Here is a 19022-nt window from a genome sequence, read left to right on the forward strand (position 1 = left end):
AGTTATATCGTTGAGACTATTTTTTCGGAGTCTCAGGATTTTTTGTAGTTTCTTGACAGAGGTCCCTGATTTGTTGGCGGAGCTGTCGCGCTTGAGAGCCTGCGGGATGATTGCGATCGACTATTTTCAGACCTTCAACGTATAGCGTTACCGCTTTGGTCTTGTCTCCGAGTCGAAAAGCTAAATCTGCCAAGTTGTAATACGACTCGACAAGGAAATAACTGTTTTTGCCATAGATGGATACTCGGATGTTGTGTGCTCTTTCTCGCAACTCCAATTCTTTCTGGTAGTTCTTTTGGATTTTTTGCAAGTCAGCAAGTCTGTCCAAGCAGCGAGCAACTTCGTAATTGTCCGACGATTGGGTTTCGACCTTGACGGTTACTTTTGTAGGAAGATCCGGCGGACCGAATTCTTCTGTCAACTTAAGAGCCGTCTGTAGAGCTTCCTCTGCGTGGGCGAAATCTTTAGCCGCGGTGTATGTGTCGGCCAAATCGTTGTACGTGTCGACAAGAGAGATGCCGCTTTTGCCGAGAGCTTTTTGTGTGTTGAGTAGCTCCTGGAAAATTTCAACGGCGCCTTTGTACTTGCCTTGATTTTTCATTTCGTTGGCAACGCTGCCGGCCAGTTCTCTCAGATCGCTTTCCAGTCCGCGCTCTTTTGATGTCTCCCTCAGCAGCAACACCACTTGTGGTTGTACCCGTTCAGGGTATTCCATCATGTGTTCATCCCATGCGGAGGTAATGTTCTCGCCGCGAGTCATGTCGTATTGCACGCATGCCGGCAAGCTGTATGAAGTAATTGTGGGTGTTGCTTCCAGTGTGAAACAGGCAAGACCGAAAACAGCAGCGAACACCACTGTGATAAATGTCACAGATGAATCTCTTAACCCATTATTCATAGGTTGACCTCCGTAAAAATAAAAAGCTGTTCCAGACCACGGCAAAACAAGCAACACGCAAAATGCTTGTCGCTTGTTTGAAAACTTGGGTGGTTACTTCTTTCGGGTTGTTCTAGAAGTTCTTATTGAATTAGTTGTGGATCTGGTATTTGAACTTACGAATTATTAGATCTAATTGTCAAGGAAAATTAAATATAAAGCTAAGAGGGGCGGTCTTTTCGACCACGCAACGGCGGCAAAATTCGATTGGATGTGTCCTGATGTGAGTACTTGATAATCATTCTCCAATTAGCGCGGCTCGCGAAACACGCCTTCCAGTGTCAAATTCAGCGTTGTGGATAGGAAAAATGAAGATCGCTTTGAAACAGGTTTTCATGATTTCCAAGTTGCTAAATGCCGTGAGTAAGACGCTTATTCCAAGCGGATTGCCGAACAGTTGACGAGAGAGACTGTCTGTTAGAATGGAATCACATTAGAGGACGTTAGGGAGGCTCTGCCCAACATGTTTGAGAGGTTTACCGAAAAGGCCATTAAGGTCATCATGCTCGCGCAAGAAGAAGCGCGCCGGTTAGGCCACAATTTTGTGGGCACCGAGCAGATTCTTTTAGGGCTGATCGGCGAAGGCACAGGAATTGCCGCCAAGACTTTGAAGTCGATGGGCGTCAATTTAAAGGACGCTCGCGTCGAAGTCGAGAAGATAATCGGTCGCGGCTCCGGATTTGTAGCTGTCGAAATTCCATTTACACCTCGAGCAAAGAGAGTTTTGGAGTTGTCCTGGGATGAAGCCAGACAACTTGGTCACAATTACATAGGTACAGAGCACCTACTACTCGGACTAATTCGTGAAGGCGAAGGCGTTGCCGCCCGCGTCTTGGAAAATCTCGGCGTCGACCTTACTAAAGTCCGCAGCCACGTCATTAGACTTTTGGGTGAAACAAGCGCTGCCACAACAGGCGGCGGCGGTGGTGGAGCACAAACCGGCACTGGACGCTCGAAGACCCCAACATTAGATGAATTCGGCATGAACCTGACCCAGGCTGCCAGCGAAAATAGGCTGGACCCGGTTGTTGGACGTGAAAAGGAAATTGAGCGCGTTATCCAAATTTTGGGACGCCGCACCAAAAACAACCCGGTTCTAATTGGTGAGCCAGGTGTTGGTAAAACAGCTATCGCTGAGGGACTGGCAATTCGCATCACCAATGCTGATGTGCCGGATATTCTCATGGACAAGAAAATCGTCATGCTGGATATCGGACTTCTGGTTGCCGGTACAAAATACCGTGGTGAATTCGAAGAACGCTTGAAGAAGATAATGGATGAGATTCGCTCGGCCGGCAATGTAATGCTGGTCATCGACGAATTGCATACATTAATTGGCGCAGGAGCTGCCGAAGGTGCAATTGATGCGGCAAATATCTTGAAGCCGGCACTTGCCCGTGGCGAACTACAATGTATCGGTGCCACAACAATGGACGAGTACCGTAAGCACATTGAGCGCGATGCTGCTCTTGAGCGCCGCTTCCAGCCGGTAATCATCGATCCGCCGTCTGTGGACGAAACAATTGAAATTCTGCGCGGATTACGTCCTAAATATGAAGAGCACCACCGCTTAATCATTTCCGACGAGGCAATTGATCAAGCAGCTAAGCTCTCCGACAGATACATAAGCGACAGATTCTTGCCGGATAAAGCTATCGACTTAGTTGACGAAGCTTCTTCCCGCGTGCGTTTGCGTGCCAGCTCTTTGCCGCCTGAAGGTAAGGAAGTTGAGCGCGAATTGCGTAAAGTTCGTCGTGATAAGGAAATGGCTATTCGCAACCAAGAGTTTGAAAAGGCCGCTTCGTTGCGTGAATCAGAAACCAAACTTTCTGAAAAGATTCGCGATATCCAAACACAATGGAAGGCCAAGCAAGAGACAGAAAAACCAACTGTTAACGGCGAAGAAGTTGCTTACGTTGTAAGCTCCTGGACAGGCATTCCTCTGTTGAAGCTAACAGAAGGCGAATCCGAGAAACTACTTCATATGTCCGATGTTCTGCACCAGCGCGTAATTGGTCAGAACGAGGCTGTTGAAGCTGTTTGTAAGGCTATCCGCAGAGCTCGCGTCGGACTGAAAAATCCAATGCGTCCTATTGGTAGCTTCATCTTCTCCGGTCCGACAGGGGTCGGTAAAACCGAATTGGCTAAGGCTCTTGCCGGCTATTTCTTCGGCTCCGAAGATGCTCTCATTCGTATAGACATGTCCGAATTCATGGAGCATCACACCACATCTAAATTGATCGGTTCTCCTCCAGGATACGTCGGCTACCAGGAAGGTGGCCAGCTAACCGAAGCCGTACGTCGCAAGCCGTACAGCGTGGTTCTTTTCGATGAAATTGAAAAAGCCCATCCGGATGTATTCAACGTATTGCTGCAAATCCTTGATGACGGACGCTTGTCCGACAGTAAGGGACGCACGGTTGACTTCAAGAACACAATTATCATCATGACCTCCAACGTTGGAGCTCAGTTTATTGATAAGACTGCTCTGCAAGTTGGCTTCCAGCAAGCTGCTAAGGACATCGAGCACACCGAGCGTTATAAGAAGATCAAGGAATTGGTAATGGATTCGATGAAGAAGACATTCCGTCCGGAATTCTTAAACCGTATCGACGAGATAATCGTATTCCAACAGCTCACCAAGGAAGAAATCCGTCGCATCGTCGACCTTATGTCGGCAGACCTACAAAGCCGCATCAAGTCGCAAGGCATGGAACTTGTCGTCACCGACGAGTGCAAGGACTTCATTGCCAAAGACGGTTACAACCCGACTTACGGTGCTCGTCCGTTGCGTCGCTCTATCCAGCGTTATCTGGAAGATGCGCTTGCTGAGCAAGTCTTGCAAGGCAAGTTCAAAGAAGGCGACACCATCACGACCATTCTTGATGGTGAAGAAGTCCACTTTGATAAGACGCCGGCGAAGAAACCGAAAGCCGAAAAGGTTGCAGCTGGTGATGATAAGTCTGAAGGAAAAGGCGACAGCTCTGAAAAGAGATAGTTAGTCCTCGAGCTTCAGCTCTCCACGCTCATATCTATCAATTAGCTCTTTGAAGCTAGTTGTATCTTTCCTGCTCATGTATAGGTGAATGTACGGAAATTTCTTGTCAGCTATTGCAAATGCAGGCAGCTTATCCATTAGGGCACACGCTTTGATAAAGTCTTTGCCTTCTTCGCTGCTGACCAGGGCAAAAGTCGCGCCGCCACCGAGAGAGCGTGCAAGCTCGACCATCTCGCCTTTCATTTTCTTGTCGTTGTCATCCGTTTCGCGATAAAAGAAAGTGCATAAAGGACCAGTTGTCTTGTCGACCAAGACTGCATACTCCATGCTGGTATGAATTTGGGCGGTATGGTCTTCGGAGACCCTAACGTCAGGAATACCGGCCAATTTTTCAAAGAAGCGATTCTTAGCTGCAGCAATTCGCTCAAGCAAATTGGGCTTGTGCTCAGGCTTTGCCGCTGGTTTGTCCAGCGAATCCGCAAGAAGAAACTCGTGATTAGCCCGCTGGTTTACTTCCAGCAAGCCTTTTTCCACATCGGTTGGGCAGTCGCTTGATTCGAAGGGATACATTGCTACTCCAGATGGGAGCAGCCTAGCAAAATGCTAATGAAACAGACATGTGGTAATTACGAAGAAATTACAGACGTACATGGCTCATTTCGCTGACTTATCCAGATGAGACACCCATATCTCTGCGGCTTTCGTGTGCTGTTCGATTCCCGAACCGAATCTTTCCATGAGAATCTGTAGATCTTGTCTGTTTTGACCACTATCCACAACTGGTGCAAATACGACAAACTCTTGTTTGGCTGTTTTTCGCTGAAACGGAATAATTATCTCAACGCCATTTGCGCTGTTTTTATTTTTGCTGGCATATTCCCGCACTCTAACCACGACGGTATCCCTTTTCTTGTTATCTAACGTGATAAACGCATTGAACGCTAACACTGCATTTGTTGCGCGAGAGGGGTTTTGAATCAGCCACTGCTCTCCCTTTTTTATGCCCTCCTCCATGGTGGGACATGCTAAGCGATCCATCTTTTTGCCTTTCTTGGATTCAGACATGACAAATGGAATCAAGTCCTCCCCGTCAGCAACACAATAGATAGCATGGGCAGCCGCAAAGCCAGCCAGCTTCATGCTATCCTCCGATTCAGTTGCATCGTCCTCATTGAAGTCGAGCCATCCGTTTGATAGTGGTTTGAAACTGGGCCACCACCTGTACCAACCTCTACCGATCACTCGTTCCTCCTTCACAAGACTAAATAACCGAGTGTCCTCGTCGAGTTTTGAATTGTCGGCCAAGACCAAAAGCTTTCCGGTAGGGACGCGAATGCTTTTCTTCTCCCCTGTTTTGATGGAAGAGCCGGTTCCGTATTCTTCGAACTTATTAGCAGGTTGCCTAGCCTCATTGCCATATTGGTTTTCGACGAAGTTCTTTCCATTTAGTACAACGCCTTTACCGCCGACGAATTCTATTTCGTCTCCCGGCAGTCCTACTACTCTTAGCGCATAAACTGCCTCGTGGGGTAGCATGGGCAAGCCCGTAAGGCGGCCAGGCACATATATGGGGCTTTGCGATGGCTCATCCACATAGTAACTTACAATTTCTCCACGAGTGTGCGCATAGCCAAATATCCGCGACATCTTTTCAAAGACAACCCGGTCATTCCGCATTAGGGCCGGTCGCATTCTGTCTGTTGAAATCACACGTGCCTCGATAAATTGTCGGACGAAGACAAGCTTCGCTAGCAGGAGTAGCACACCTATTCCTATCAGCATAAATACGAACGAAATACGATTCACAGATAGACTCCTCGCCTGATCGGATTCTGCCGAGTTTGACGTGCTTGTTTTCCGAGTTAGGGTTACGGACATTGGCTCTCTGGAAAGCATGAGCTGAGCAGACTCAGAATTATAGATAAGCAACCAATGGTAATCAGCACCCAATTCCCTTTAGTGAATTTACTGTTGATTTCACAATTAGGATCTGCCGTGAGATTGAGATCGTTAATGTACTTCTGAACGAATAATAGTGGGACAAAAGCAAGCAACCCCACAAAATCTAAAATCATTGTCGAGTGACTAAGCATCGTATTTAACTTGGTGTCAGCCATCACAGTCGGCATCTTTTCCAAGTATTCTGCAATTACTCCAGCCAAAAAAATGATAAGCCAACTTACATAGATACGAATAGGAGAAAAGCTTTCCGCAAATCCCATCGATGTGCCAGTATCACGAATTTCTAGCAGCAACGAATGCAAATACAGCGGACTAAACCAAGATCGCATGAAAGGCAGAACTTTCTTTTTCTTGATGTTGCTGACATACAACCAATTTTTAAACGTCCACCACAACAAATAAAAGTTGAGGGTGCAGACCGACATAACGGTCAATTTAAATCTTGAAACAGGAAAGAAGCAAGGTGTCTTTGCTGCCACAATGGTGCTTGTCGTCATTTAAGTAGCTTCTCCTTGGTGTTTGGCAAAGAAATTTGATCCGCTCAACAAGTATGGACCGAGCGTGTTTACCGAATTTCAGTATATTAGCAAATTGGACAATGAGGATCTTTAGGAATAGATTCTGAACATGTCTAGGCGCCATTGGCGGTGGCGAGCGCGTTTGAGAGCACATAGTTAACCTCAGCCTGTAGTCGTTTTGAGAAAAGAACCTCGCGATTTGCCTGCGTTGCTTGCTCTTTATTTATGTATCCGTATTCGGTCATCATTCGTATAACTTGATGCTGTCGGGCTCTCGCAGCAGGAAGATTCTCCTTGAGACTGAGTATTGAAGGAGATCGGATCAATCCAGCCAAAAATGCTGACTGAGCTATAGACAGATTCGCTGCTGGCACCCCAAAATATGACTTTGAAGCAGCTTCAATTCCGTAAGCGCCACGACCAAAATAGATGGTATTGAGATATGCTTCCAGAATTTGTTTTTTTGTATACCTATCTTCGAGCTCCACCGCCAAAATCAACTGACTGAATTTTCTCCTTGCTGTGCGCTCTTCTTGGTCCAAGAAGCCGATCTTTGCCAACTGCTGGCTAATCGTTGACGCACCCTCGATCATGTTTCCGGCTTTTATATTGTCAATTCCTGCTCTGATCAATCCTAGCGAATCAATTCCACGGTGTTCATAAAATCGATGATCCTCTGCAGCTAACACCGCCAATTGCATCCACTTTGATATCTTTTCAAGCCTCGCATTCCTAAGACCAGAACCATGCGACTCAGACTCTATGGTCGATAGATCAGCGGGCGGTACCTTCAGATATGTTGACAATAGTGGCAGTCCTAGGACTCGTAACAACAGCAGTGTCGTGATACCACACAGTAAAAGCCACAAAACCATATTAACTTTGCGATTCAGTCGTCTCACATCACTCAACCTTCCGAAGCCATCCAGATTTGGAGACGAATTGAAATTGGGACGGCTCAAATGTGCTTGCCAAAGCGGCGCCAAATGGTAATGAGTGTTTTATTTGATTTATCATTTGATGCCATGAAGATTATGCACTTAGAATATAGCATCTAATGGACCCTCAACAGCTCGGAACAATAGAAGCGTCACCATGAACAAATTTAATTCAGAGCAATTCAAAGAAAAACTTATGTACGGTTGGAGAATGTTTTTCTTTGGTTGGCTAGGTGCAATGAGTGTCATCGTTGCAGTGGTACTGTTAATCACATGCTCGTTTTCTCTTTGTTCCCTTCCATCGGACAGTGACCTTATTTCACAGTTTCAAAAGAAAAAGCCTGTTCTTCTCAAACTTCTCGAAATGTCCAACGAAGATGAAGATTTTGGCAAAATTACTAGAGAATATCTTGGCCCTGCTTGGGTTGGAGGCATGCCCAAGGATAGATGGCAAACTTACCGCGAGCTGTTCGACTCATTAGGACTGCGCTATGGAGTAGAGCGCTTTGATAATGACGATGTTCTTTTCGTAGTAGCCACTAATCTAGCTGGTGATGCGAAAGGATACGCTCATCTTTCGCACCCTCCAAAACGGTTGGTTTCCAGCCTGAAGGATTCATCGTTGTTTGGTTTTTGGCACGACAATCCTAGTCTCGGTGGTGGACCAGCGTACCGAGAAATTCAAGATGGTTGGTATCTATGTCGCACAATTCAGTTTTAGCCACATAACACGCTAATTGGAGATGTTTAAAGAGTCATGAAACCTATCAATGCTGCTCAAATCGCAAGACACATATCCAAAATTGCAACAATTGGGATCTTGGGATGGACGTCAGCATTGCTAACACTAGTTATCGCTCTAAGCTCTGGTTACAGTTTCATCAACCCGGCTTTTAATTCGTTTTTATACTACTCCCTGTTCCTTTGTCCAACGATACTCTTTATTTTCTTTGCTGCCTCAACACTACCAAAAGTTCTGAAAGTCATTGGCTGCTGTGTTCTTTTGCCGGTTTCATTGGTTTTTCTTCTAGGACTGCTCATGACCGGTCCTGATATTAGAACTATCCTTCGGGATAGGGTTGACCCATCAGATGAGTTCATTTGTTCAGTACCGCTTGGCTCCAGTAGAATCGCCGCCTATAGGACTAACGGTGGTGCTACAACGAACTTTGGAGTGGATATAATGCGACAGCGCTTTATTTTGCCAGGAATTAAACATTCAGTAGGCGAACGCTACGAATATGGAGCAGCCGATGTTGAACTGGATCCCATAGACAAACTACAACTCAGATGCCACATATGTCCCACTGACGATGGCGTATTTTTGGAAGATTCGATAATTACTGCGCAATAGGACTAAACATGTCACCTCAATACCTTGACTCATCTGAAACAACACTTCAAATGAGTAATGCACAAATTTTTTTATATGGCGTTTTTGCAGCAATCGTTGCGCTTTGCTTTACTTGCTGTACTTCCATAGGCTTCTGGCAGTTGAGCAGGCTTGATTCCGAATCCGAAAACGATTTTAATCAATCCAATAATGTTCAAACCAACATTGACGAGTCGGCTTTGAATGCCAGCTTGTTGAAATACTTTGGTCACTCAAATTCTACGCACATTGAACACAGGCTACTCAAGCCCTATATCGACCCGTATAAAAATGCCTGTTACCCTTGGGTATATTTATTCGACAAGACCAAGCTATTATCACAAGGCATCACAGAGGTACATGGTGGTAAGACAGATTTACGCATTACTAAATTTGTGAATTCAAAGATGATAGTGGAAGAGCCAGCTTTTGCTGCCGACCTAGTGCCTGGTTATGCGTCAATAAAACTGTTCAAAATTGCACGTCGAGCCGAACCTCAACTCACGAGCATGAAGAATGCATCTGAGCTCAAGCAGATTTTCCAACAGAACGAATCGATCTTTGAAAAAGTCAAAGAAATGCTTGCATCGGAAAAAGCCATTAATAGAGTGAGCTTCTGTCATATCAATGATATTTGGATACCGGACTATCCAGAACTACCATCGCGAAAAGATACAATTTTGCCTACAAAGCGCTACAACGAGTACCTAACGCTACTTGATCAATGTCAGTGCGTGTCTGTATCGTACGGTTCTGAAATAGGGCGCCGTCTACCAACTTCCGGTAATGAGATTTGGTTTCAAATGTGGCAATCGTTAACTGGTCAGCAGCTAGCAGAATGGATTGTGTACTCCAAAGATGGTTCCATTCCGAAAAATTCGCTTAAACAAGGTAGCATAGACTCATTTGTACCTAGAGATAAAAACCACAGATGGGTTGCTGTGCCCATTAATACAAATTGGTATATCGTGCGCGGTTATCGCGCCAATCCATTAGGCACACCGGATGAGTACAGCCCATCTGACGAATGGTTAAGGACCTTATATCGTGACCAAAAGAATAAATTGGCAGAACTTGCAGATATGCTTGCTCGCGACAGATCGCTTCAGGCAGTCGAGCCTGACTATGTTCAAGCGTGGAAGTCCAGCAGGCTACCAATAAATAAAGCTATAGAGCAAGGAATCATAACGTCTTCCCGACATCAAAAATACTTTGACCTCTTAGTATCACTTCGTTGCATAAGTTGTGGTTTCGAGTCCGAAACATCTAAAAACAACACAAACGAACTTTGGTACTACTTCTGGATGTCCAATCATAATAAAGCGGGCAAGTTTCTCGTCTTCAATAAATCAGGACGATTGCCGTCTGGGTGCACTGAGGTAACCAGCACGGACATAGGGGATTTCAGGCATTCAAAGGAGACGCTGTATAAATGCGTAAGGATTGGACCTCAATGGTTTATTGTGTCCGCGGTTTGGGCCGAGTAGATTAACCTAGACTGATGAAATTGGTGCGTCACAAAATTAACGAACCTCTGGGATTAGCAAACGCGATTGAGCCGCTTTACATATCGACCGAGCCTCGGGTGATGGTGGACAATTATTTTGAACCTCGTCATTTAACTTGACCATGATCATCGGGGGATTTTCCAAATAGGAAAATAGGGTTTGGATTACTGGTGGCAAATAGCTCTGATCCAATTCGTATTTAAACGAATGTCTTTCACGGATCAGATTAGCCGAGAGATCGACCGTAACATCAACCTGTCCTAATCTTTGACATTCGAACAACATTGAGAATTCCGGATCAGCAATGGAAAAACTACAATTACCCTGCAGAGTTTCATACATTGTTAACGGCTTTTCAAAACCGTCGCTTTTTGGCTTCTTAGAGATGAGCTAACTGGGACTGGAGATACCTGCTAACAAATTGCTGTTGCCTAGTAATTATTATGATCGCTGCGGAAAGCAACAGGCAATCGAACCGTGATTCAAATGTCCATTTTTTATGTTCATCGTTGCCATCCCTCAGCACATGAATAACCTGTGCCCATCTGGCAGGACTGCTCTTGCTCGGTAGTTCGTCTATGAGCTGCTCTTATAAATTCTCGTCAAGCTAACTCACTCGATTAAGCCAAAACGCAGCGGTCTTCAAAAACCGATGACACAGTATGCAAGTGAGATATTCAGAGCGGAGCTACAGTTTCGTGGCTGTGTACAGAGCATGAGCGAAAAAGGTAATTGTTGGGACAATGCTGTGGCCGAAAGCTTCTTTGGTTCGCTGAAGCGCGAAGCTATTTACCACTACCGCTTTGCCACCAAGTCTCAAGCAAAAGCCTGCATCTTTGATTACGTCGAGGCCTTTTACAACAGATTTCGATTACATTCCGCGTTGAATTACTTAATGCGTTGTATTCGCTTTGCTCCGGTTCGCTTATTCGATTTCGTCCGGTGAACGCATACTTAACACCGACCCAAAAAGGTCAAAAAGTAGAAAAGGCGGCCTAGGCGTTCATTTCAGAACTCCGAGTCCGCCTAATCTAGGGAAGGACAAATTCCAATTCTCCAAAGTATCTGCTCCGCAGAACTTCTCGTAATTCATTGAAAACACTTGTTGATTCGTCCTACTAGTTGTTGCCTACTGTCGATAAACCCATACAAGTTTAAGTTACTTTGTGTAGTATACTTTCAACTCTAAATGCATTGAACAGAGGCTTGAAAAGTCTAAGATTGCTATCATTGTCGCTGATAGACATTAGTTATCAAAGATGTTAGACATGTATTTTTGTATAAGAAAATAACAGACACTTGCAAGGTTTGATTTGAGGGAACTTAGTCGGATTCAACTATAAACCTTGAATGATATTAAGGACTTTCATAATGGAAAACCAAAATTCAAATTCAGAGGAAGCATTGATCGAACGCGTAAAAGCTTTCTTGGAAATCGAAGTCAATGCCAACCGTGCTGAACTTACTTCCGCGACCAGATTATTCCATGATCTAGGAGTAACAGGTGATGAAGCAAGTGATCTGCTCGTGCATTTTCAAAAAGAGTTCAACGTGGACATCAAAGATTTCTCGTTTGATGATCATTTTACGTGGGAAGTTCCGTTACTTTGGCCAATTGTTCCATTCTATTGGCCGTTATTGCTAAATTCATCCTTTCGAAAACAAGTATTTCGATCTAGAAAGCGCACCGACTCGATGTTAATTCCTCTTACCGTCGCAGACCTAGCTAACGCAGCAAAAACGGGTCGTCTTCTCAGTCATTCACGTAATTAAAGGAAGCAACGGGAGTGGATAAATACCACCCCCGTCTTAACTATTTACCGGAGTTGCCTCATTGTTGAACTAAATGCTTCATTTTCAGCATTCAGTTCAACCTTTCTTGCTAGTTCATTTATCACTATCTTACCAACTGCAATCGGGAAGGTAAACCTACGAGCCAACGTAGAAATCTTGCCTGACATTGCTCCACCCTCCCAGAGTGATGGTGTATGAACCCTTATCCCAGGCGGAAACCGTTCGTCAGCAATTCCAGCAAGTCCATTCAAGATTTGCGACGCTTTACCCGCTACTACCGAACCAGTTGTAGTCCAACCTCCCTTAGCACCTAGCACCATCGGCTTTGGCCACGGCATCAACATGGATGCTGATCCAACCAATACAGCATTATGCCGTAGATCAATATCAGCAATTGATGAGTTGTGTGCATCTTGATATTGAAGCGATAGCCTCTCTGAAACCGATTGGCTAAGATGCGGGGGTGGCGGCGCTTGTGGAGCCCCGGCAACCGGAGCCGCCGAACCAGTGCTTGCAGGTGCTGCGTGCGCAGCTTGGCCAAACAGGGTCCAATACGCTAATGCTGCCATGCCTCCAAAAGCAAAGATCGGAAGCAGACTAAAACCGACAGCATAAGCTCCCAAACCAATGCCTGTGCCTAGGAGCAAGCCATGCCCGAAAGCCGCAGTGCCCGGTCCTATGGTTGAACCAGCACTAGCTGCAACTGAAACGCCTCCTTTTAACAAGGTGCTACCAATTTTTATGGCATCTTCAATGAAGAGTCCCGTTGAATCACTAAAATTAACCGGATTACTGCCAGCATATTCATAGAGATTCATTCCACCTTTATACCCAATCGGATCAGGCTGTAGGAATCGTCCAATCTTCGGTGAGTAGTGACGAGCTTTGTAGAAGTACAAACCCGTCTCTACCTCGAAGAATTGCCCGGTGTAGCCTATGCGAATGTCTGTCAACGAGCCAGAGACAAGTTGTCCATACGGCGCATAGACATTAACGCGCGTCGGCATTCCTGTCGAGTCCGTGGTCAGAATTGTCGAGCCGGTCTCGTCACCGTGCAGATAAGTGACAGTGCTTGTCCCGGCGTCAACAACAAAGAGACATTCATCGAGCGACATACCATACACATAGCGGCGGAGCAAATTGCCGGTCGTGTTGTCGTATTCTTCTATCCGTTGCATTCCGGAATAAAGATAGCGAGTTGCACTTGTGCTGGTTGTCTTCAGTGCCAGCCTGCCAAATGGGTCGTACTTATATGCAACTGTTCCGCTAGGTGTTGTTACCGATATGAGCCTGCTTTCGAGGTCATAAGCATAGGTGTTGGTGCCATCGCTAACCAAGCAACCATTGTCGTCATAGGTGTATGTTGCACTATCAACTGACGGATACTGATTTAAGTTATTGGCAGATCCATAAGTAATGGTGGTTGCAAGACTTGGCTGCCACAAGAAATTGCTATTGCTTGCTCTCTTGCTTTGGCTTTGCCCAGCGTCATTTCTTGAATAACCAAAATCAACTCTTGACGGCGTGCCAAGTGTTGTATTTGGTTTCAAGCCACCAATAGTCATGCCGACAAGATTGTCCACCTTATCATAGCTGTAGCCTTGACCAGTACCATTGCCGTTTGTCTGAGACATTCTTCTAGAAGCTGTGTCATACGCAAAAGCAACACTTGCGTTGAAGCCGGATACAGAAGTCAATCTGTCCAGTTGATCAAACACGTGCGTTACGTTATTACCACTACCTGGATAAGCAAGAGTGGTGACGTTGCCGTTTTTGTCCATGGTGGCAGTTACAGTCTTGCCATCAGGATATCCTTCTTGATACATACGCCCTGCAGCGTCATATGCAAGAGAGAATGTGCCGGTGGATGGATCACCAGTGACAGTCGGTGTTGATACCGTCAGCGTCCTTCCAGCTAGGTCGTAGGTGTAACTAACAACAGCACCTGAGCTTGGCGTTTTAGTGACCAGCCTGTTGAGGCGGTCATACGCAAAGCCGTAAGTAATTTCAGCTCTTGTTGTAGCCGAAAGAACATTATCGAGATTGTCATAGGTAACAGATTCGAGCGTTGAATCAGGATATGCAGTCTCAATAGGTCTGTCGAAGCCGTCGTAGGTGTATTGAGTTGTGTTGTTGTTGGCGTCTTTGACTGACTGGACTTTGCCGTTGGTTGTGTACGTCAGCGTCTGCTGCACTTCCCCATCGACAGAGCTTGTAAGCGGTCTGCTAATAGCATCGAAAGTAGATGTAGCAGCATGACCAAGAGCGTCAGTGACTTTAGACACGCGGCGCAAGTTGTCGTATTCGTAGCGGGTGGGAATAGCCTGGCTGCCTTCGCCGACATTAACAGGACCGACAACAGTTGCCACCTTATCATCGATGGTGAAAGTTGTTGTAGTTACCTGAGTGTTGGAGTCGGTTGATGCCAGGCTGCGCGTTTGAATGACATTGCCGTTGGCATCGTAAGTCATATACGCTGCTTGATTTTGTGGCGATGGACCTGTCACTTGTGTTGGTTGCCTGTTGGCGTTGTAGGCGGTTGTCGTGACATTGCCTTTGGGATCAGTCGACGTCAGCATATTGCCTACAGAGTCGTAGGTAAATTGACTCTGAATGTTCAGTCCGCTTGGATTAATGCTTGTAGAAAGCAAGTCATGCGTTACTGAGTCATAGCTGTTGCTTGTGACAATGCCTGTCGGGTCAGTTGTAGTGAGCACCTGTCCGAAAGTATTGTAGGTGTAGGCAGTTGTCGGCTGAGTGCCGCCAATAGTTGCTGCCGGCTGCACAACTTGCGTTACTTTGCCTGCGCCGTTTTGCCCAACTCCTGCATATGACTTAGACGTCACCCGGCTTTGCGGATCAGTCACGGTGGCAACTTGGCTTGTCCAGGTTGAGTCATAGGTCATTGTGGTGGTGCGGCTACTTAATCCAGAGCTTGGCTTGGGATTTTGCGTTATCGTCAACACATTGCCGTTGGCATCGTAAGTGCTAGAGACGGAATTACCTTCCGGCTGAGTAACTAACACAGGACGTTCCAGTCCGTCGTAAAGCGTCGTCACAGATTGTCCAAGGGCGTTGGTTGCCTTGACGATATTGCCTTTGGCGTTGAAAAACATCCATCGGCTTGTGTTATTCGGCGCTGTTTCCTGACTGCGACTGCCTGCTAAGTAAAAGTTCCAGATGTTGTTGTAGGCATCTTTCTGTTGTTTTACTCTGTGCAAGCTGTCGTAGATATTTTCCACAACAGGCGAAGTTGGGTTGGCTGGTCGAAAGACTTTGGTCAATCTTCCCCGCTGGTCGTATTGATACGTCGTCTGGTTGTTCAGTGGATCAGTGACCGAGTCCAAATTGCCGGTAGTGTAATTGATGGCGAAAGCAACTGAGTGGTTGTTGCCATCGTTAACAGAAGCCAGTTGACCATAGCCGTCATAGACAAAGTTGATTTGTCTGAATCCATTGCTTACCTGCGTCAACCATCCACCAGTGCTATACGTGAAAGCAATAGCATTAGCAGACGGCAGGAATGGGTATTCAATCTTGTTGATCGTGCCGTTGGTGTTGAAAGTGAATTTCACCTTCTCTGCCGTCGTCAAAATATATTGACCGGAGGTCAACACAAGTTGAGCAGCACGATTCATTCCAACTGGTGGCAAGTAACTACCATCTGGCAACAGTGTGAATAGAGCTGTACCACTACCCAACTTCAGACGGACAACATTGTTTATCAACTGTTTGTTCAGGAAGCACTGGACAATACAGCTAATGACGACATTGTTGATGGGCAAAGTATTGTCGCTTAATGCAATGTCTCTCGTTACGTATAACGCTACGATTGCTGCAGCAGCTCCACTTACTTGCTCATCTCCCAAGGCGACGAAGCCTTCGGAGTTAGCCTTCGCGTTCATTTGCCAGTTGTGAGACCAACCAAATCCCATTCCTTGGAAGGTTAAACGCAATGCCGTGTTATAGCTACGCGTGAATGATAGCGAATACGGTTCGCCCTGATTGCCGACAGTCAAGTCGGTGCTTGAGTATTCGTATCTTCCATTGTGCATGTTGACGCGTGCGCTTTGATTGGCGCCGACTGCGGGCATCCCGAAGCCGTTGCTTTGGCGCGCAATGAAGTCGTTAATTGCAAACGACCCAAGTCTTGAGCCACTGATAATCGGAAACTCTCCTGGCAATGTTGACACAAATTCCTATTACATAGAATTGAATAGTTTCCTAGACGGACTACAAATTATGTTATGAGGAAGATAGCGCTAGTATTACTATTCCTTATTGGCATGAACAGATAGATACTTTGAAGGTTTTTCAAAAAGCCTGGAATTGTTTGGACATTTTTCAAGATCAAGCTGGCTTATCCGTTTTTGATCCACAGCTCGAGCAAGTTCTAGATTTGAAAACCGACTTTCCTATTGTCGTCAATTCTTATGAACTCTGTATGCAACACGTTAGCGATACTTTTACAAAAGAAAGTTCCATGTACCCCAATCGACTTGAGAATAGAAGATGTACACTAGAAAAGTAACAAGCTCGTTATTCGCACCGCGAGTTGTTGCTACAATATAGAAAGTTCCTTGGAAAGGTCTATTGCTTTGAATTTAAGAAAAACGCTTTTTTTAACCGCTGGTACTTTCATGATAATTAGTTGCTTCTTTGTTCAACGCATCGCAACTTCGGCGTCTGACGAAACATCGTATTTTTCGGTTTCAAACGCTCTTCGTTGGCTACCGGAAGATACCGAAGCTTTACAAGTCCGGCGGAATTTTCAATTGTCGGCTTTATCCGCTGATTGTTCAGTAGATACGATAGATGCTAAAGACGCCATACTATGGAATGGTCCCACAATACCGCTGGCACTAATTAAACAACATCCATCCCTGCGTAAACTTCTCATAGGGCGTGAAGTAGTTCTGGCAATTGAAGGCGGCAGGAACTATAGAGAGCCAAGAGGACCTGCCGAGAATCTATATGATGGCTGTCACATGCTCCTTTTTAAGGACGCTATCCCTAAGGAATTCGAAAAGATTTTGCAAACATCAGCCGATAAGACATTTAATTACAAGCAACATACCATTCGTTCATTGGAATCAATGTGGGGTTTTGAGAAACGCGCTGTGTACATAACATCGCCGGCTTCAAATTTGCTTTTCATTGCCACGGACAAGACATTTCTTCAAACCTTATTAGACCGAATGAACTCTAAAAAAGCCATAACAAAAAGAGCATTTCCAGACACGTTGCCTGAGTGGAAATACCTTGACACAACTAAGCGCTACTGGGCAATAAGACATTTTCACGAACCAAGACATCTAGACCTTTTGGAACTGTCTTTTTATCCAGAAGCAGGTTACTTTAGCAAGAGCAGACCTTTGGGAGTCGCAGTTCAGTTAAATGACCAGCATATAGATTCACTTATTTTCACCGTATTGTCTGCTGATCCTGCAGTAATTGAACAAACAAGTAAATTGATGGGTATGTTCAGTGATGGCACTGTCAATCCGATCGTCCAAAAAAGATCAGAAGACGCATGGACTTTTTCGCCACAAGCGCATGATGATTTGTTCAGCTTCTTTGGAGTAGTTCAAACCTATTTAGGTCATGCAGGCTATCCATAGGTAGGCTGCATGACCAATAGGAACGCTCAAATCTGCGGACAATCCAATGATTCCATCTCAGCTGATAACAAAATGGAATCTTTTAGCTTTGCCCACTTGCGTATCGAACAAAGTTACCGTACTCCTGGAAGCCGTATCGGATGCCTGTAACCAAGCGATCTAAGGCCAACATGCAAATTCGGTGGTGTGCCACCAGCTGCAGTAATTACCCCACTCGTGAAACTATTGCAGTCTGTAAATGGACCATACCGTAAATTATTCTGATATGAATTCGCCGCAGCATTGATTCGCGTGATAAAGTCTCTTGCTTGTCCTGGTCCACCAGGAGGATTAACCCTGATGAATTTAGCGCTTTTAATTTGGCCCAACTCATCTCGCAAGAGTTTTTTCCCTGAATACCTTACCAACCTTCCATTTTTTGAGCCGGCTGCAATGGTATATCCATCTCTATAGTCACCATCGGCGTTCGGATCGGGAATGTAAATGCTAGTATGATAAAATATACGTCCACTTACTTCCACCTCTTTCAATGCTACAAACACATCAGGAGATTTTGCAGCCCAGTTCGGATTTGGTGGCTCTGCTGGTGGTGCCGCATATACCGATGGCATAATCATCTGTGATGCAGTATTCATCGACGATGCAAAAGCGTTGAGCAGATCCGATACTCTTTGAGCAAAGGAAGGTCCGGAGTTGCCGCCACCAAAAAGCGCATTGACTGCTTTGTTTACGTAATCGTCAATTATCTTGTTGATCCGATCGGTTATATAGCCATCAATCAAGCCGCCAATAAGCCGCCCTGTATTTCCAAACAATCCACCACCGATTCCGTCAAAGAATCTGAATAGACCAAACGGATCACTGAAATTGATTGGATCGCTACCGCAGTATTCATACAGATTCAATCCTCCTTCATACCCAATCGGATCAGGCTGCAAGAATCGTCCAAGCTTCGGTGAGTAGTGGCGTGCCTTGTAGAAATACAAGCCAGTCTCTACCTCGAAGAATTGCCCGGTGTAGCCAATGTTCAGATTCGTCAATGAGCCACTGGACAATTGTCCGTACGGCGCATAGACGTTTCTTTGTGTCGGCATCCCTGTTGAATCTGTGGTTAAGATTGTCGAGCCGGTCTCATCACCGTGCAGGTAGGTAACTGTGCCAGAGGCATCTACCGTGAATAGACACTCATCAAGCGACACACCATACACATAGCGGCGGAGCAAATTGCCGGTTGTGTTGTCGTATTCTTCTATCCGCTGCATTCCGGAATAGAGATAGCGAGTTGCACTCGTGCTTGTTGTTTTCAGTGCCAGCCTGCCAAATGGGTCGTACTTATATGCAACTGTTCCGCTAGGTGTTGTTACCGATATGAGC

14 protein-coding genes are annotated in these 19022 nt (G+C 45.6%); 7 read left to right on the plus strand and 7 right to left on the minus strand.

The features are described from left to right. Positions 1-16: 16 nt before the first annotated feature. Positions 17-898: a tetratricopeptide repeat protein gene (locus tag K2Y22_15495; GenBank protein MBX9879861.1), complete on the minus strand. Its 882-nt coding sequence runs from the start codon at positions 896-898 to the stop codon at positions 17-19. 502 nt (positions 899-1400) lie between these two features. On the opposite strand from K2Y22_15495, the gene K2Y22_15500 reads away from it, so the two are divergent. Further along, on the plus strand, positions 1401-3935 hold the full coding sequence (locus tag K2Y22_15500) for an ATP-dependent Clp protease ATP-binding subunit (protein MBX9879862.1): 2535 nt from the start codon (positions 1401-1403) through the stop codon (positions 3933-3935). On the opposite strand, the gene K2Y22_15505 is transcribed toward K2Y22_15500, so the two are convergent. From K2Y22_15505 to K2Y22_15520, 4 genes are all read right to left on the minus strand, one after another. Beyond that, complete coding sequence (locus K2Y22_15505) at positions 3936-4505, minus strand: hypothetical protein (GenBank protein MBX9879863.1); 570 nt, start codon at positions 4503-4505, stop codon at positions 3936-3938. A gap of 84 nt (positions 4506-4589) precedes the next feature. Continuing rightward, positions 4590-5741: a signal peptidase I gene (gene lepB / locus K2Y22_15510; GenBank protein MBX9879864.1), complete on the minus strand. Its 1152-nt coding sequence runs from the start codon at positions 5739-5741 to the stop codon at positions 4590-4592. Between the two features lie 62 nt (positions 5742-5803). Next, positions 5804-6394 (minus strand): hypothetical protein, encoded by a 591-nt coding sequence (locus K2Y22_15515; GenBank protein MBX9879865.1) that lies wholly within the window; start codon positions 6392-6394, stop codon positions 5804-5806. A gap of 134 nt (positions 6395-6528) precedes the next feature. Next, entirely contained in the window at positions 6529-7221 is a 693-nt protein-coding gene (locus K2Y22_15520; GenBank protein MBX9879866.1) for a transglycosylase domain-containing protein, read from the minus strand. A 289-nt stretch (positions 7222-7510) separates the two neighbouring features. Here K2Y22_15520 and K2Y22_15525 point away from each other — a divergent pair, with 289 nt between their 5' ends. From K2Y22_15525 to K2Y22_15545, 5 genes are all read left to right on the plus strand, one after another. After that, positions 7511-8074, plus strand: a complete 564-nt coding sequence (locus K2Y22_15525) for a hypothetical protein (GenBank protein MBX9879867.1) — start codon at positions 7511-7513, stop codon at positions 8072-8074. 36 nt (positions 8075-8110) lie between these two features. Continuing rightward, positions 8111-8707: a hypothetical protein gene (locus K2Y22_15530; protein ID MBX9879868.1), complete on the plus strand. Its 597-nt coding sequence runs from the start codon at positions 8111-8113 to the stop codon at positions 8705-8707. A gap of 8 nt (positions 8708-8715) precedes the next feature. Next, the gene (locus K2Y22_15535; protein MBX9879869.1) at positions 8716-10212 is read left to right on the plus strand and encodes a hypothetical protein; all 1497 of its coding nucleotides are present in this window, start codon (positions 8716-8718) and stop codon (positions 10210-10212) included. Positions 10213-10948: 736 nt separating this feature from the next. Continuing rightward, a complete protein-coding gene (locus K2Y22_15540; GenBank protein MBX9879870.1) occupies positions 10949-11179 on the plus strand; it encodes an IS3 family transposase in 231 nt (76 codons plus the stop codon). Between the two features lie 425 nt (positions 11180-11604). After that, positions 11605-12006: a DUF1493 family protein gene (locus K2Y22_15545; GenBank protein MBX9879871.1), complete on the plus strand. Its 402-nt coding sequence runs from the start codon at positions 11605-11607 to the stop codon at positions 12004-12006. Positions 12007-12050: 44 nt separating this feature from the next. On the opposite strand, the gene K2Y22_15550 is transcribed toward K2Y22_15545, so the two are convergent. After that, on the minus strand, positions 12051-16220 hold the full coding sequence (locus tag K2Y22_15550; GenBank protein ID MBX9879872.1) for a hypothetical protein: 4170 nt from the start codon (positions 16218-16220) through the stop codon (positions 12051-12053). A 405-nt stretch (positions 16221-16625) separates the two neighbouring features. Here K2Y22_15550 and K2Y22_15555 point away from each other — a divergent pair, with 405 nt between their 5' ends. Next, the gene (locus K2Y22_15555) at positions 16626-17648 is read left to right on the plus strand and encodes a hypothetical protein (GenBank protein MBX9879873.1); all 1023 of its coding nucleotides are present in this window, start codon (positions 16626-16628) and stop codon (positions 17646-17648) included. A 113-nt stretch (positions 17649-17761) separates the two neighbouring features. On the opposite strand, the gene K2Y22_15560 is transcribed toward K2Y22_15555, so the two are convergent. Further along, the coding region (locus K2Y22_15560) for an RHS repeat-associated core domain-containing protein (GenBank protein ID MBX9879874.1) at positions 17762-19022 on the minus strand (1261 nt) is incomplete at its 5' end.

This window comes from Candidatus Obscuribacterales bacterium, from assembly GCA_019744775.1.
In the GTDB taxonomy this organism is placed as follows: domain Bacteria; phylum Cyanobacteriota; class Vampirovibrionia; order Obscuribacterales; family Obscuribacteraceae; genus SBAT01.

What these genes read in the sequence shown, in the direction of transcription:
- K2Y22_15495 (MBX9879861.1), bottom strand. Translation starts at nt 898, where the DNA reads ATGAATAATGGGTTAAGAGATTCATCTGTGACATTTATCACAGTGGTG.
- K2Y22_15500 (MBX9879862.1), top strand. Translation starts at nt 1,401, where the DNA reads ATGTTTGAGAGGTTTACCGAAAAGGCCATTAAGGTCATCATGCTCGCG.
- K2Y22_15505 (MBX9879863.1), bottom strand. Translation starts at nt 4,505, where the DNA reads ATGTATCCCTTCGAATCAAGCGACTGCCCAACCGATGTGGAAAAAGGC.
- K2Y22_15515 (MBX9879865.1), bottom strand. Translation starts at nt 6,394, where the DNA reads ATGACGACAAGCACCATTGTGGCAGCAAAGACACCTTGCTTCTTTCCT.
- K2Y22_15525 (MBX9879867.1), top strand. Translation starts at nt 7,511, where the DNA reads ATGAACAAATTTAATTCAGAGCAATTCAAAGAAAAACTTATGTACGGT.
- K2Y22_15530 (MBX9879868.1), top strand. Translation starts at nt 8,111, where the DNA reads ATGAAACCTATCAATGCTGCTCAAATCGCAAGACACATATCCAAAATT.
- K2Y22_15535 (MBX9879869.1), top strand. Translation starts at nt 8,716, where the DNA reads ATGTCACCTCAATACCTTGACTCATCTGAAACAACACTTCAAATGAGT.
- K2Y22_15540 (MBX9879870.1), top strand. Translation starts at nt 10,949, where the DNA reads ATGAGCGAAAAAGGTAATTGTTGGGACAATGCTGTGGCCGAAAGCTTC.
- K2Y22_15545 (MBX9879871.1), top strand. Translation starts at nt 11,605, where the DNA reads ATGGAAAACCAAAATTCAAATTCAGAGGAAGCATTGATCGAACGCGTA.